The organism is Arthrobacter sp. A2-55 (genome assembly GCF_025548615.1).
Lineage (GTDB): Bacteria > Actinomycetota > Actinomycetes > Actinomycetales > Micrococcaceae > Specibacter > Specibacter silviterrae.
In genome coordinates this window covers 1-12,818 of the sequence record NZ_JAJLOZ010000101.1, presented here as the reverse complement: position 1 = coordinate 12,818, position 12,818 = coordinate 1, and the positions used below count along the sequence as shown (strand labels likewise).

Here is a 12,818-nt window from a genome sequence, read left to right as displayed (position 1 = left end):
CTGCCGCAGCGTGGCGGAACGGCTCGAGTTCCTCGTCCCAGGCTTCACCAAGGGCCAGCGAGAGTTCCTGGTAGACGGCGGAGGGCACGCCCTTGCCGGCCTCGTAGGCGTAGCGGATGCGGTCTTCGGAGACCATGATGTTGCCGTGGACGTCGGTGACGGCATGGAAGATGCCCAGTTCCGGGGTGTGCGACCAGCGGGATCCGTCCACTCCCGCGCTGGGCTCCTCGGTGACCTCGTAGCGGACATTGGCCCAGCCGCGTAGGGCGGACGCAAGGCGCGCGCCAGTGCCGGCGGGGCCGTGCCACACGTACTCCGTGCGCAGCACATTGGGTGCAGCGGGCTGAGCAGTCCACTGCAATCCCGTGCGCTGGTCCATCACGCCGGCGATGGACGACTCAATGTGCGGGCACATGACAGCCGGAGCCGAGTGCACGAACAAGACACCGCGCGTCAAATTGACAGTCATTCCATCCTCCATTGCAGTAGGTGCGTCTTCCCCAACGACCTTCTAACGGATGAAACCCTGTGTTGCGCGGAGCTGCTGCAGCCCTCCCCTATTGCCTGAGACGAAGTGTATAACAAACGATGGCCGCACCGCCTGATTTCCCAAGCGGGGCGTGGCCTCCCTCCCATTGTGCCCCAGCCTGCCCGGTTGCGCCACCGCAGCGCCGCAGCCAGCGGCCGAAGGGAGTCACGCCCTCGGGTGGGCCTGTTTGTAGCCGTCGCGGAGCCTGTCCACGGAGACATGGGTGTACAGCTGGGTGGTGGCGAGGGAACTGTGGCCGAGAATTTCCTGGACGGCGCGCAGGTCGGCGCCGCCGTCGAGCAGATGCGTGGCGGCTGAGTGCCGCAGCGTGTGCGGCCCGCTTGCGGAGGTGTCGCCCAGGCGCCCCAGCGCCTGTTCGACGACGCGGCGCACGGTGCGCTGGTCAATCCGGCCTCCGCGCGCGCCCAGGAAGAGGGCCGGGCCGCTGGCGTCCGTGGCCAGGGCCGGGCGGCCCGAAGCCAGCCAGGCACCCACGGCCCGGGCCGCAGGGATGCCATAGGGCACCACCCGCTCCTTGCTGCCCTTGCCGAGCACCCGCAGCATGCGGCGCTCGGCGGACAGGTCGTCCACGTCCGCGCCCGCCAGCTCCCCCACCCTGACACCCGTGGCGTAGAGCAGTTCGACCATGGCGAAGTCGCGGAGGGCGGCAGGCGACCCGTCGGCGGCGGATGTTTCCAGGCCCTCCATGAGCCGGCCTATTTGCTGCTGCTGCAGCACGGCAGGCAGGGCATGGTCACGCTTGGGCGCCTTGAGGCGCAGGGCCGGATCCAGCTCAAGCAGTTCCTCACGGACGGCCCACGCCGTGAAGCTGCGGACAGTGGCCGCCCGCCGGGCCAGCGTGGAGCGTGACAATCCAGCGGTGCTCTGGTCGCCGAGCCACCGGCGCAACAAGGCAAGGTCCAGCTGGTCCAGCGACGTGACTCCCTCGGCGACGGCGTGAAGCATCAGGGCGCCAATGTCGCCCCGGTACGCCCGGACAGTGTGTTCCGACCGGCCCCTTTCAGCGGACAGGTACCGCGCAAAGCCGTCCGCGGCATGGGAGAGCCCGGACGGCAACTGGGCGCGTTCTTCTAGGTCCACACCACCACTGTCCGCTGATAGTCCCGGCTGGGCAAGCTGCCCCGCCGACTTCAAGGAAACACCCCCAAGAAAACAGTCGATCAGTCAAATGCTTCCCGGAACGCCTGCTCCAGCCGGCTCGAAAACGCCACCAGAATAACGGCCGGGGGCAGTTGCAGGGAATCCCGGACGCCCTGCAACCTGACATCGTCCAATCCGTCCCGCGCTGCCTGACCCACTTCCTGGGGCGACCAGCCATATACGCCCCCGCCAATGGCCGGAAACGCCACTGTCCGTGCGCCGAGCCGGCCGGCGAGCAAGGCAGAATTGGCAAAGCACCGGGCCAGCACGTCACGGTCCACCTCTCCGGCGAACCTGTTCGGCCCTACAGTGTGGATGACCCATTTGGCCCGCAGCCGCCCTGCCCCGGTGGCGGCGGCCTCCCCCGCCGGCAGGCCGTCCGGATACCGGGTCCTGCGCAGTTCCCGGCATTCGACCAGCAGCTGCGGACCGGCCGCCGCGTGGATGGCCCCGTCCACGCCGCCGCCGCCCAGCAGGCTGGAATTGGCCGCATTGACGATTGCGTCCACGTCCAGGGTGGTGATGTCCGCCTGCACAATGCTGATGTCCATGCGCAATACACTAACAACCCCTTCCCGGCTGCTGTTCAGTCGGCACCGCGCTGCCAGCCGTTGGTGGCGCGCCGGGCAAGGCCCATGAGTTCCAGCCGGCCGAGACCGGCCAGCACAGTGGCCATTCCCAATCCGGCCACGACGCTGAGCTTCTCGGCGGACGTTGCCGAACGCAAGGGGAGGGCATCCAGGAGAAGCAGGTCCTCCACCCCCAGGCCGTCATGCAGGGCCGTTGCGGCGTCCGGTTCTGATGCCAGGTTGTTCCCCGCCGATCCCGCCAGCTCGGCTATCTCGGCGGCATCCGTCACGCAGACGGCAGCCCCTTCCCGCAGGAGCCGGTGGCAGCCGGCCGAATTGGCCGAATACACCGATCCCGGGACGGCACCGACGCTGCGGCTGAGCCCTTCGGCGTGGTGGGCAGTGTTCAGGGCTCCGGACCGCCAGCGGGCCTCCACCACCACTGTCACCTCGCAGAGCGCGGCGATGAGCCTGTTGCGTTGCAGGAACCTGTATCTGGTGGGATTCGTGCCCGGCGGAACCTCGGCCACCAGGGCTCCTTGCCCGGCAATGGCCCGCAGCAGCCCCTCATTGCCCGGTGGGTAGAACCTGTCCAGGCCGCCCGCCATGACCGCCAGGGTGGAGGGCGACGCGCCACCCCCTGCTGCGGCGGCCAGTGCACCCCGGTGGGCGTTGGCGTCAATCCCGTAGGCACCGCCGCTGACAACGGTAAAGCCGCGCTGCACCAGGGAGGAGGCTAGCTCGCCCGTGACATTGGCGCCGTAACTTGTGCTGTCCCGCGAGCCGACGAGGGCAATGCACCGGCGTTGCTCCGGGATGCGGGGCAGCTGCCCGCGCATCCACAAGGCAATGGGTGCGTTGAGCTGGAGGTCGTCCAAGGCCGGGGGCCATTGCGGATCCTCGGGGATCAGCAGGCCTCCGCCGAGCCGCTCCATCACGCCCATGTCCCGTTCGGGGGCCAGGCTGGGCAGCCGGGGGCGCCACCGTCCCAGGGCGTCCGCGAGGCCCGGCCAGCGTGCCGTCCCCGCTTCCGACAGCAGTGCCGTCATCTCCGCCTCCAGCACGGGGCTGGAGGGCGCCCCGCCGCGGATGAACGCAAGTGCCTCCTCCGGGCCGGCCGCGGCGATCAACGCCATTCCGGCAAGATCGGATGGCTCCATGAGCCGCGTCAGCGCCGCCCGTGCCAGCCGCACGCCGCCGGCCACGGCGGTTGCAGGCTCCTTTTCATGGTTCACAATCCTTCTCCTCGTTGTCTCAGGGTCAGCGCCAGGCCGACGTCGTCAGCGTTTGGTTGTGTGCGCCCGGACAGATCCGCCACGGTCCAGGCCAGGCGCAGGACACGGTCGTAGCCGCGCGCCGTCAGGGTGCCCGCCCCCATGGCCCGGTCCAGGAACTGGGTGTCCTTGGATGCCAGGCGAAGCGGGCCGCGCAGGATCCTTCCGGTGAGCTCGGCATTGTGGAGGAGTCCAAATGGCCGGAGCCTTTCCCGCTGCACGTCCCGGGCGGCGGCCACCCGGGCGGCCACTTGGGCCGTGGACTCCCGTGGCGCGTCGTCGGACAGCTGGGACAGCTGGACTCGGTGCACCTGCAGCTGGATGTCGACCCGGTCCAGCAGCGGGCCGGAAAGCCTGCCAAAGTAGCGGCGGCGGGCCATGGCCGTGCACTCACAGGCGATGCCCTTGCCCGTCGCCTTCCCGCAAGGGCAGGGGTTCGCGGCCAGGACCAGCTGAAAGCGTGCCGGGTAGGCCGCCGTGCCGGCGGAACGGTGCAGCACCAGCTCCCCGCTCTCCAGCGGCTGCCTCAGGGCGTCCAGGACCCGTTTGTCGAATTCGGGTGCCTCGTCAAGAAACAGGATGCCCTGGTGGGCCCGTGACGCCGCACCGGGCCGGGGAATGCCGCTGCCGCCGCCAATGATGGCCGCCATGCTGGCCGAATGGTGCGGCCGCTCATACGGCGGGCGCCTGACCAGCGCAGCTATGCCCGGGCCGCCGCTGTCGAGGGAGTGGATGGCTGTCACTTCGATGGCTTCCCTGTCGTCGAGCTCGGGAAGCAACCCGGGGAGGCGTTCGGCCAGCATGGTCTTTCCCGATCCCGGCGGGCCCACCATCATCAGGTGGTGGCCGCCCGCGGCCGCGATTTCCAGGGCCATCCGGGCTTCGGACTGGCCGGCCACCTCGGACAGGTCCACGGCGGCCCGCAGGTCCGGGCCGCCCTCCTGGGCTTCCCCGCCGTCCAGTGCGGGGGCCACGTTTTCCTGCACAAACACCAGGTGCTGGGGATCGGCTTCGAAGTCCGCTGCGACCTGGGCCAGGGAGGCGTACCCGCGCACTTTGGCGCCGGCCACCAGGCGCGCCTCGGCAAGGTTCGCCTCCGCCACAACAAATTCCCTGCAGCCGGCCCTGTGTGCCGCGAGCACGGCCGGCAGGACCCCGCGCACGGGCCGCAGCCTGCCGTCCAGGCCCAGTTCGGCCAGGAACACGGTGCCGCCCGTCCGGCGCACGTCCCCCGCCGCATCCAGGGCGGCCATGACGATGGCCAGGTCGAAGCCGGAACCCTTTTTGGGCAGCGACGCCGGGATCAGGTTTACCGTAATTTTGCGCCGGGAGAGCGGAATGCCGGTATTTTGTGCCGCCGAACGGATCCTTTCCCGGGCCTCGTTGAGTGAGGCGTCGGGCAGGCCGAGCAGGACAAAGGCCGGGAGCGTTTGGCCGATGTCCGCCTCGACCTCCACGACATGACCGTTCAGTCCGACCAGGGCCACGGCGAGGGCCCGCCCCATGCCCACCTACTCCACATCCTTGAGGTGGTCGATGCGTGGCGTGCCGCGGCCGTCCATGACGATCCCGACGGCGTCGATGCGCAGGGACCCGATCACGTGCCGGTGTTCGCGGGCCCAGCTAACGGCCAGGGTGCGCAGCCGCCGCACCTTGGCTGCAGTCAGGGCCTCCAGCGGATCGCCGTACCGCAGCGACCGGCGGGTCTTGACCTCCACGATGACCAGCTCCGTGCCATCCAGGGCCACCAGGTCGATCTCCCCTGACGGACAGCGCCAGTTGCTGTCAATGACGCGCAGCCCCGTGTCCTCCAGGTAGTCCGCTGCCAGCCGTTCGCCCGCGCGTCCCAGTTCATCCTTTGCATTCATTGCTACCTCCACTTCCCAGCGTGGCGAACAAACACGCACGATGGGGCGCGACGGCGCAATTTGTGGATGGCCGAGATGCCGGGACCGCCTGTGGAGGGGGCATGCCCGCAAAAAAGGAGGACGACGGCGGAAGCTGAGTTCCGCCGTCGTCCTCCCCGGGTGCCTGGAGCTACCCGAGGGGGCCCAGCTGGCCGTCCTTGGGGATCTGCAGGTCGTCCGTCTTGATCAGTTCCTCAACGTTGACATCCTTGAAGGTGATGACCCGGACGTTTTTGACAAAGCGGGCCGTGCGGTAGACGTCCCACACCCACGCGTCCTGGAGTGTCAGGTCAAAGTACACCTCGCCGTCGGCGGAGCGTGCCTGCAGGTCCACGTGGTTGGCCAGGTAGAACCGGCGCTCGGTTTCCACCACATAGCTAAAAAGGTTGACGACATCCCGGTACTCCCGGTAGAGCTGGAGCTCCATGTCGGTCTCGTAGTTTTCCAAATCCTCAGCGCTCATGGTTCCATCATCCATCACATGGGCGGTGCCCACGAACCCGGCGGGCGCCAGCTGCCAAAATCTAGACCAGCCGCCACGTCCGCCGGTGCAGCTCCGTGGGGCCGTGCAGCGCAATGGCGGAGCGATGGGCCGCGGTGGCGTACCCCTTGTTGGCGTCCCAGCCAAACTGCGGGAAGTCCCGGGAAAGCCCCACCATCATCGAATCACGCTCCACCTTCGCCAGGACGCTGGCTGCAGCCACCGACAGGCACGTCATGTCGGCCTTGATGCGCGTCCGCACGGCCATCGGGGCGCCGGCACCTGTAGCCGCACCCGTGGAAAACAAGTCCGCCTGCACCGGCACGGACAGCCAGTCCTGGTTGCCGTCCAGGATGACAAAGTCCGGGAGCAGCTCGGCGGCCACCTGGGCCAGCGCGCGCGTGCCGGCCAGGCGCAGCGCCGCCACGAGGCCAAGCCCGTCAATTTCGGACGCGGCTGCGTGCCCCACGGCACAGGCCGGAGCCCACTCCCGGATGGCCGGCACCAGCGCCTCGCGCACCGGCTCGCGCAGCAGCTTGCTGTCCTTCACCCCCGGCAGCTCCTGGGCCTTGGCAGCCTCGATAACCACCAGGCCGACGCTCACTGGCCCGGCCAGTGCGCCGCGGCCCACCTCGTCGCAGCCGGCCACCAGCGTCCATCCCTGGCCGGCCAGCTCACGTTCCCACTCAAGGGTGGGGGCCGCGGAGGCCATTACTGTCCGGTGGGGATGGCCGACGGCGATCCCTGGCTGGCGGCGCTGGCGGGCGAGGGGACGTCCGCGAAAACGTTGGGGTAGTTGCCCAGGATGCCCAGGCGGTCCAGCGGCCAGGCAATGACCACTGCCCGCCCTTCGACGTCGGCAATGGGCACAAAGCCGGTGCCGTTCGCAGCCTGGTGGGCGCGGGAGTCCTCGGAGTCGTTGCGGTGGTCGCCCATGACCCAGAGGTGCCCGGCGGGGACGGTGACATCAAAGGTGGTGTCCGACGGCGAGGCCCCCGGGAAGAGGTAGGGCTCGGTGATGGCCTTGCCGTTGATGGTCATTTTGCCATCGGCATCACAGCACTTGACCCTGTCCCCCGGCAGTCCAATGACGCGCTTGACGAGGTGCTGCTGCGAGCTGTCGGGCGCCAGGCCGATGAACGTGGCAATATCCCCGACCCAGGCAAACGGCCCGGTGCTCTTGGGCACATTGGCCAGCCAACCCTGCGTGTCCTTGAACACCACCACGTCCCCGCGCTTGAGCGCAAAGGGCTGGGGCACCAGCAGGTTCACAAAGATCCTGTCGTTGATTTCCAGCGTATTCTCCATGGACCCGGACGGGATGTAAAACGCGCGAAACAGGAAGGTCTTGATCAGGAAGGACAGCACAATGGCAATGGCCAGGATGGTGACTATTTCCTTGCTCCACGCCCACACGGTGTTGCTGACGCGTTCCAAGGCCGTTGTTTCACCCTCGGGCACCCCCGCGCCCGGCGTCGACGCACCCTCGGGCTGGCCACCCTCGGGCTGGCCGCCGTCGTCCTGGCCGGGGTTGCCGGGGCCGGGATCGCCGGGCGCATTCTGCTGCATGTGCGGTGCTTCCTTAAAGTTCAGTCCGGGGGTCGGGAGGGCGTCGGTCACTTCGCAGGAACGGCGTCGCGCACCAGTGCGTGGATCCGCCCCAGCGGCCACACCGTGGCCCACGGGCGGCCGATCACCTTGTCGGTGGAGATCAACCCGCCACCGGGCGAACCCAGCAGTGACCGCGAATCCAAGGATACGTTGCGGTGGTCGCCCATAAGCCACAATGTACCCTGAGGCACCGTGACATCAAACGCAAACTCGCTGGGCTTGTCCCCGGGATACAGGTAATTCTCAGCAATGGGGACGCCGTTCACTTCCAGCTCGCCCGCCGCCGAGCAGCACTTGACCGTGTCACCGGCCACGCCCAGGACGCGCTTGACGTAGATGTTGTTGTTGGGCACAAACCCCAGCCACTGCCCCACGCCAATGGCGGCGTCCAGGAGTGGCCCGTTGCCGGAATCGTAGGGGGTGAAGGAGCCTGTGCCGTCAAAGACCACCACGTCGCCGCGCTTGACGGGCGTGGTGGAATAGTCGGTCCGTGAAACCAGCACGCGGTCGCCCGGGAGCAGCAGGGGCTCCATGGATGCGGAGGGAATGTAGTAGACATCCACCCACACATTGCGCACCACTGCAGTCAACAGGAACAGCACCACCACGGCCAGAACAACAAAACGCCAGCCCAGTTTCCTGGACCGGCGTTTCGTGTGGATCAAAGTGCGAATCCCTTACTTGCCGGGGATGTTGTCGCGCTTTTCCTTGATCTTGGCAGCCTTGCCGCGCAGCTTGCGCATGTAGTACAGCTTGGCGCGGCGAACGTCGCCCTTGGAGACGACCTCGATCTTATCGATGACCGGGGAGTGCACCGGGAAGGTACGCTCCACGCCGACACCGAAGGAGACCTTGCGGACCGTGAAGGTCTCGCGGACGCCGTCGCCCTGGCGGCCAAGGACAAAGCCCTTGAACACCTGGACACGTGCGCGGGAGCCTTCAATGATGTTCACGTGAACGTTGAGGGTGTCACCGGCGCGGAAGGCGGGGATGTCGCTGCGCAGGCTGGCTGCGTCGACAGAATCGAGAATATGCATTTCACAACTCCAGGCAAACGCCACAGGTCACTTGCTTTGTGTCACACTTTCCATGGACGGCACGCAGCCAGTCAGGGAAAGTAAAAAGTTTCGTAGCCCACAGACCCATTGGCGGGTCACAGGCTGTGCCGCAACTGTTGACGAACGCTCCCCCTGTGGCAGGAACGCGCCCAGCAGGCACACTGCTTGATTATTCCACACGCCGCCCCTGCGCCGCTAATCGGCGTCGCGGGGCACGGCCTTGCCGTCGACGACGGCGTACCCCAGTTCCCAGAGAACGTTCCGTTCCGTCTTGCTGAAGTGGGAGACGTCCAGGGCCGCAATGAGGTCGGGGCGCCGGGCCGCCGTGCGGCGCAGCTGGTGCTCGCGGCGGAACTTGGCGATCTTGCCGTGGTTGCCGCTGAGCAGCACCTCGGGAATGTCCCGCCCACGCCAGCTGGACGGCTTGGTGTAGACGGGGTATTCCAGCAGGCCGTCGGAGTGGGACTCCTCGATGAGTGATTCGGGATTGCCCACCACCCCGGGGATGAGCCGGCCAATGGCCTCAACCATGGCCAGCACGGCCACTTCGCCGCCGTTGAGCACGTAGTCGCCCAGGCTGACCGGGCGCACCGTGAACTGCTCGGCAGCCCACTCCAGGACGCGTTCGTCGATTCCTTCGTACCGGCCGCAGGCAAACACGAGGTGCTCCTCCTCGGCCAGCTCATACGCCAGCTTTTGGTTGAACACCTCCCCCGCGGGCGAGGGAACTATCAGGGTGGGCTTCCGGGCGGGGGCCTGGGCCGCGATGTCGCCCAGTGCCTGGGCCCAGGGCTCGGCCTTCATGACCATGCCGGCGCCGCCGCCATAAGGGGTGTCATCCACCGTGCGGTGCCGGTCCGAGGTGTAATCCCGCAGACCGTGGACGTGCAGGTCCAGCAGGCCGTCGGTGCGGGCCTTGCCGATCAGGCTCAGTTCCAGCGGCGCCAGGTATTCCGGAAAGATGCTGACAACGTCAAGACGCATTATTGCCCGGCGCCTTCCGTGCCCGTGCCGTCGGCTTCCTTGCTTTCGGAAGCCTTGCCCTCAACGTTCTTGTTCACGCTGAACAGCCCGTCCGGCGGGGTCAGGCGCACATAACCGTCCTCCAGGTTGACCTCAGGGACAATTTCATCCACGAACGGAACCAGGACTTCGTCGCCGTCGTTGTCTTCAACTATCAGCAGGTCCTGCACGGGGAGGGTGCGCAGCCCGGCAACCTTGCCCACCACCTCCGTGCCAACCCGGACCTCAAGGTCCAGCAATTCGTGTTCGTACCAGGCGTCGTCGTCCCCGTCGTCATCAGAGTCAAAGAACAAGGTGGCCCCGCGCAGCAGTTCGGCCTCATTGCGGGTCGTGGTGCCCTCAAACCCGAGCAGCAGGATGTCCTTGTTCCAGCGGGAACTGGCCACTGTCAGGGGGCCCAGCTTGGCCGGCTCGACGGCGAATTGGGCGCCGGCGGCGAAGCGGGAATCGGGGGCGTCCGTGAGGACCAGCACCGTCACCTCGCCGCGGATGCCGTGTGGCTTGCCGATCCGGGCAACTTGAACCTGCATGTGAACTCCTGGGAAATTGGTAGGTGGAAAAAATTTGGCCCCGACACCATTATGGTGCCGGGGCCAAAAGGCTTGGCTTGTTGCTGAAAACCCTCAACCCAGTGCGGGCGCAAGGTTCCCTGGTGCGGCAGGCTAGCGGCGGCGGTCCGTGTCGACAACGTCAACGCGGACAGGCTCGCCGTGCGCCAGTGCGGCAACCACGGTGCGCAGCGCGCGGGCGGTGCGGCCCTGGCGGCCGATTACCCGGCCCAGGTCGTCCTGGTGAACGCGCACCTCGAGGGATTCCCCGCGGCGGTTGTTCTTGACAGCCACCTTGACGTCGTCGGGAGAGTCAACAATCCCGCGGACAAGGTGCTCCAGCGCTTCAGCCAACAATTTACTCGGCCTCGGTGCTCTCGGGCGCCTCGGCTTCGTCAGACTTGGCAGCCTTCTTGGTGATGGCTTCCTTGACAACCAGGTTGGTTGCCTCGGGGGCGACAAAGGGAGCCTTGGCTTCCTTGGTCTTCAAGGTGCCTTCCTGGCCCTTGATGCCCTTGAACTTCTGCCAGTCACCGGTGATCTTCAGGATCTTGGCGACCTGGTCGGTCGGCTGTGCGCCGACGCCGAGCCAGTACTGGGCACGGTCAGACTTCACTTCGATGAAGGAAGGCTGCTCGGTGGGGTGGTACTTGCCGATCTCTTCGATGGCACGGCCATCACGCTTGGCGCGTGCGTCCATGACGACGATGCGGTAGTACGGTGCGCGCATCTTGCCAAAGCGCTTAAGGCGAATCTTTACGGCCACGTTTGTGGTTACTCCTGGTTCGAAAAAGGGGCGAACTCCGTTTCACGCTCCCGTGGGGCGGGCCGATCAGCGGATTTCTAAGGACAGGATCATCGCCCGGAGAGAGGGGCCGCGCGGATCGAGTACCCGTCCATTATGCCAGATAATTGGACACCCGTGCGACGCGTCCCGGCGTGTTGTCCGTCATCGCCCGGCGCTAAGGGGCCCATGAAGGGGTCTGTGAAGTGGTTATTCGGCGGAAAAGAAGAACAGGCCCATCTTCGCGTTGTCGTCGGCCGCCTTGGCGGCTGCAACGGACATGGCTGCCAGGGCGCGCACCAGCGGCTCGGTGACCTCCGGGGTGGATTCCATTTCCTCCGCCGCCGCCCACTCCGCAGCCAGTTCGGACACGTCCTCCTGGTCCTCCAGGCTGTCAAGCTCGGCAAACACTTCCAGCAGGGCATCCGGCACGGCATAGAGGGTGTCCAGTTCAATGTCCACCAGGCTCAGTTCGGCAGCAACTCCCGTGGCATGCACCTTTTTCACGGCCAGCCCGCCCAGGACTTCGATCTCAAAGTCGCTGAGCCCCGGCGTCGGCAGGACGGGAACGTCAATGGCGGGCGACTTTCCGGCTTCCCGGGCCTTGGCGCGGGCAACGGCCTGGTGGTGGTCCGCGATGAAGAATTCTGAGTAGCTTGCCAAGCTGGTGCCTTTCGGTGGGTTGGTCCGGCCCGGGCCGGAGCCGCTCAGCGGTGTGCTGCGGCAGCTTCTGCCTCAACACTAACGCGAATCCGGTTCCGCCAAGGATCGTCAAAGACAATTTCGGCGCCGGTGTCGGCCATAGCGACGCCACGGCGGGCCAGGCGCTCTGCCAGCGCCCCGACGTCGTCCTGCCCCGGGACCGTGATCAGCACCTCGCCCAGGCCCAGCGTGTCCTTGCGGGGGCCGGCGCCGCGGCTGTTCCAGACGTTCATGGCCATGTGGTGGTGGTACCCGCCCGCGGAGACAAACAGTGCCTGCCCGTGCCAGCCGGCCGTCTTTTCAAAGCCGAGGGTGTCCACGTAGAACTTTTCCGCCGTGGCCACGTCACCTACCTGGAGGTGGACATGGCCGACGCCGGCGCCCGCGTCCCGCTGCCCGCTCACCGACGCTTCAGTCAGGTGATGCTGGAGGTAGCGCTGCGGGGGCAGGGCCAGGGAGTCCATTTCCACGGCACCGTTGGACCAGGACCACTCAGTGCGGGGACGGTCCCAGTAAAGCTCAATTCCGTTGCCTTCGGGGTCGGTGAAGTAGAACGCCTCGGAGACCAGGTGATCTGCGCTGCCGGCAAACAGTTGGGGGTCATACTGGGCGGCGCTGGCCACGGTGGCGGCCAGCGAGGCCTGGTCCTGGAAAAGCAGGGCGGTGTGGAACAAGCCGGCCTCGCCCCGGCCCGGAATGTGCAGCCCACCGGCCGGCTGCAGGTGCACCAGGGGCACGGAGCCGCGGCCCAGGTACTGGCCGCCGTCGGCTTCGGCAACCACGTCCAGGCCGAGGGCCTTTTGGTAGTAGTCGCCCATCAGGCGCATGTCGCCCACCTTGAGCATCACGGTGCCCATGTGCAGGTCGGCGGAGAGGAGGTCGTGCTGGGTGGTCATGGCTGCTCCAAGGTTTGTGGTGGTCATAGTCTAGCAAACTACTTGAAGCTTCAAGTTATTCCCTGCCTGGGGCCGGCAGTCCGCCTTCCCTGTCCCACAGGCCGTGGTCCAGGGCAAACAGTGTGGCCGACACCCGGTTGGCCGAACCGGTCTTTTCATAGATGTGCTCCACATGGTTCCGGGCCGTTTTGGGGGCAATGAACAGGGCGGCCGCTATGTCCTTGTTGTTCATGCCCCGGCACAGCAGCGAAAGCACCTCGAGTTCCCTCGCGGTC

At 66.9% G+C, this 12,818-nt stretch carries 18 protein-coding genes; all 18 read right to left on the bottom strand.

The genetic code is table 11. The features are described from left to right. A partial coding sequence (locus tag LPN03_RS19495) for a DUF3145 domain-containing protein (protein ID WP_262455573.1) occupies positions 1-469 on the bottom strand: 469 nt, incomplete at its 3' end. Between the two features lie 225 nt (positions 470-694). Continuing rightward, complete coding sequence (locus LPN03_RS19490) at positions 695-1,630, bottom strand: tyrosine recombinase XerC (protein WP_262455572.1); 936 nt, start codon at positions 1,628-1,630, stop codon at positions 695-697. 80 nt (positions 1,631-1,710) lie between these two features. Beyond that, a complete protein-coding gene (locus LPN03_RS19485; RefSeq protein WP_262455571.1) occupies positions 1,711-2,241 on the bottom strand; it encodes a macro domain-containing protein in 531 nt (176 codons plus the stop codon). Between the two features lie 35 nt (positions 2,242-2,276). Then, positions 2,277-3,419 carry a DNA-processing protein DprA gene (gene dprA, locus LPN03_RS19480; protein WP_262455574.1) on the bottom strand — a complete coding sequence of 381 codons (1,143 nt, stop codon included), beginning with the start codon at positions 3,417-3,419 and terminating at the stop codon, positions 2,277-2,279. Positions 3,420-3,490: 71 nt separating this feature from the next. Next, positions 3,491-5,044, bottom strand: coding sequence for a YifB family Mg chelatase-like AAA ATPase (locus tag LPN03_RS19475; RefSeq protein ID WP_262455570.1), 1,554 nt, complete (start codon positions 5,042-5,044; stop codon positions 3,491-3,493). After that, positions 5,045-5,401, bottom strand: coding sequence for a YraN family protein (locus LPN03_RS19470; RefSeq protein WP_262455569.1), 357 nt, complete (start codon positions 5,399-5,401; stop codon positions 5,045-5,047). A 169-nt stretch (positions 5,402-5,570) separates the two neighbouring features. Then, a complete protein-coding gene (locus tag LPN03_RS19465) occupies positions 5,571-5,903 on the bottom strand; it encodes a DUF2469 domain-containing protein (RefSeq protein WP_110501570.1) in 333 nt (110 codons plus the stop codon). Between the two features lie 61 nt (positions 5,904-5,964). Further along, positions 5,965-6,633 (bottom strand): ribonuclease HII, encoded by a 669-nt coding sequence (locus LPN03_RS19460; protein ID WP_262455567.1) that lies wholly within the window; start codon positions 6,631-6,633, stop codon positions 5,965-5,967. Further along, complete coding sequence (gene lepB / locus LPN03_RS19455) at positions 6,633-7,490, bottom strand: signal peptidase I (protein WP_262455566.1); 858 nt, start codon at positions 7,488-7,490, stop codon at positions 6,633-6,635. The genes LPN03_RS19460 and lepB (LPN03_RS19455) overlap by 1 nt, the downstream gene beginning before the upstream one ends. Before the next feature lie 47 nt (positions 7,491-7,537). Continuing rightward, entirely contained in the window at positions 7,538-8,197 is a 660-nt protein-coding gene (gene lepB / locus LPN03_RS19450) for a signal peptidase I (protein WP_165181165.1), read from the bottom strand. A gap of 12 nt (positions 8,198-8,209) precedes the next feature. After that, positions 8,210-8,569 carry a 50S ribosomal protein L19 gene (gene rplS / locus LPN03_RS19445; RefSeq protein WP_165181164.1) on the bottom strand — a complete coding sequence of 120 codons (360 nt, stop codon included), beginning with the start codon at positions 8,567-8,569 and terminating at the stop codon, positions 8,210-8,212. Between the two features lie 216 nt (positions 8,570-8,785). After that, positions 8,786-9,574, bottom strand: coding sequence for a tRNA (guanosine(37)-N1)-methyltransferase TrmD (gene trmD / locus LPN03_RS19440; protein WP_262455564.1), 789 nt, complete (start codon positions 9,572-9,574; stop codon positions 8,786-8,788). Continuing rightward, positions 9,574-10,143 carry a ribosome maturation factor RimM gene (gene rimM, locus LPN03_RS19435; RefSeq protein ID WP_262455563.1) on the bottom strand — a complete coding sequence of 190 codons (570 nt, stop codon included), beginning with the start codon at positions 10,141-10,143 and terminating at the stop codon, positions 9,574-9,576. Before rimM ends, trmD begins: the two co-directional genes overlap by 1 nt. A gap of 132 nt (positions 10,144-10,275) precedes the next feature. After that, on the bottom strand, positions 10,276-10,518 hold the full coding sequence (locus LPN03_RS19430; RefSeq protein ID WP_165181161.1) for an RNA-binding protein: 243 nt from the start codon (positions 10,516-10,518) through the stop codon (positions 10,276-10,278). Position 10,519: 1 nt separating this feature from the next. Continuing rightward, positions 10,520-10,927 (bottom strand): 30S ribosomal protein S16, encoded by a 408-nt coding sequence (gene rpsP / locus LPN03_RS19425; protein WP_165181160.1) that lies wholly within the window; start codon positions 10,925-10,927, stop codon positions 10,520-10,522. Between the two features lie 228 nt (positions 10,928-11,155). Continuing rightward, positions 11,156-11,608, bottom strand: a complete 453-nt coding sequence (locus LPN03_RS19420) for a hypothetical protein (protein ID WP_165181159.1) — start codon at positions 11,606-11,608, stop codon at positions 11,156-11,158. A 44-nt stretch (positions 11,609-11,652) separates the two neighbouring features. Then, the gene (locus LPN03_RS19415; protein WP_262455561.1) at positions 11,653-12,543 is read right to left on the bottom strand and encodes a VOC family protein; all 891 of its coding nucleotides are present in this window, start codon (positions 12,541-12,543) and stop codon (positions 11,653-11,655) included. 55 nt (positions 12,544-12,598) lie between these two features. Continuing rightward, the coding region (locus LPN03_RS19410; RefSeq protein WP_262455560.1) for a response regulator transcription factor at positions 12,599-12,818 on the bottom strand (220 nt) is incomplete at its 5' end.

Coding starts and splice junctions, on each gene's coding strand:
- LPN03_RS19470 (WP_262455569.1), bottom strand. CDS start 5,401: ATGAATGCAAAGGATGAACTGGGACGCGCGGGCGAACGGCTGGCAGCG.
- rimM (WP_262455563.1), bottom strand. CDS start 10,143: ATGCAGGTTCAAGTTGCCCGGATCGGCAAGCCACACGGCATCCGCGGC.
- dprA (WP_262455574.1), bottom strand. CDS start 3,419: ATGGAGCCATCCGATCTTGCCGGAATGGCGTTGATCGCCGCGGCCGGC.
- lepB (WP_262455566.1), bottom strand. CDS start 7,490: ATGCAGCAGAATGCGCCCGGCGATCCCGGCCCCGGCAACCCCGGCCAG.
- rplS (WP_165181164.1), bottom strand. CDS start 8,569: ATGCATATTCTCGATTCTGTCGACGCAGCCAGCCTGCGCAGCGACATC.
- LPN03_RS19415 (WP_262455561.1), bottom strand. CDS start 12,543: ATGACCACCCAGCACGACCTCCTCTCCGCCGACCTGCACATGGGCACC.
- LPN03_RS19465 (WP_110501570.1), bottom strand. CDS start 5,903: ATGAGCGCTGAGGATTTGGAAAACTACGAGACCGACATGGAGCTCCAG.
- trmD (WP_262455564.1), bottom strand. CDS start 9,574: ATGCGTCTTGACGTTGTCAGCATCTTTCCGGAATACCTGGCGCCGCTG.
- LPN03_RS19460 (WP_262455567.1), bottom strand. CDS start 6,633: ATGGCCTCCGCGGCCCCCACCCTTGAGTGGGAACGTGAGCTGGCCGGC.
- LPN03_RS19485 (WP_262455571.1), bottom strand. CDS start 2,241: ATGGACATCAGCATTGTGCAGGCGGACATCACCACCCTGGACGTGGAC.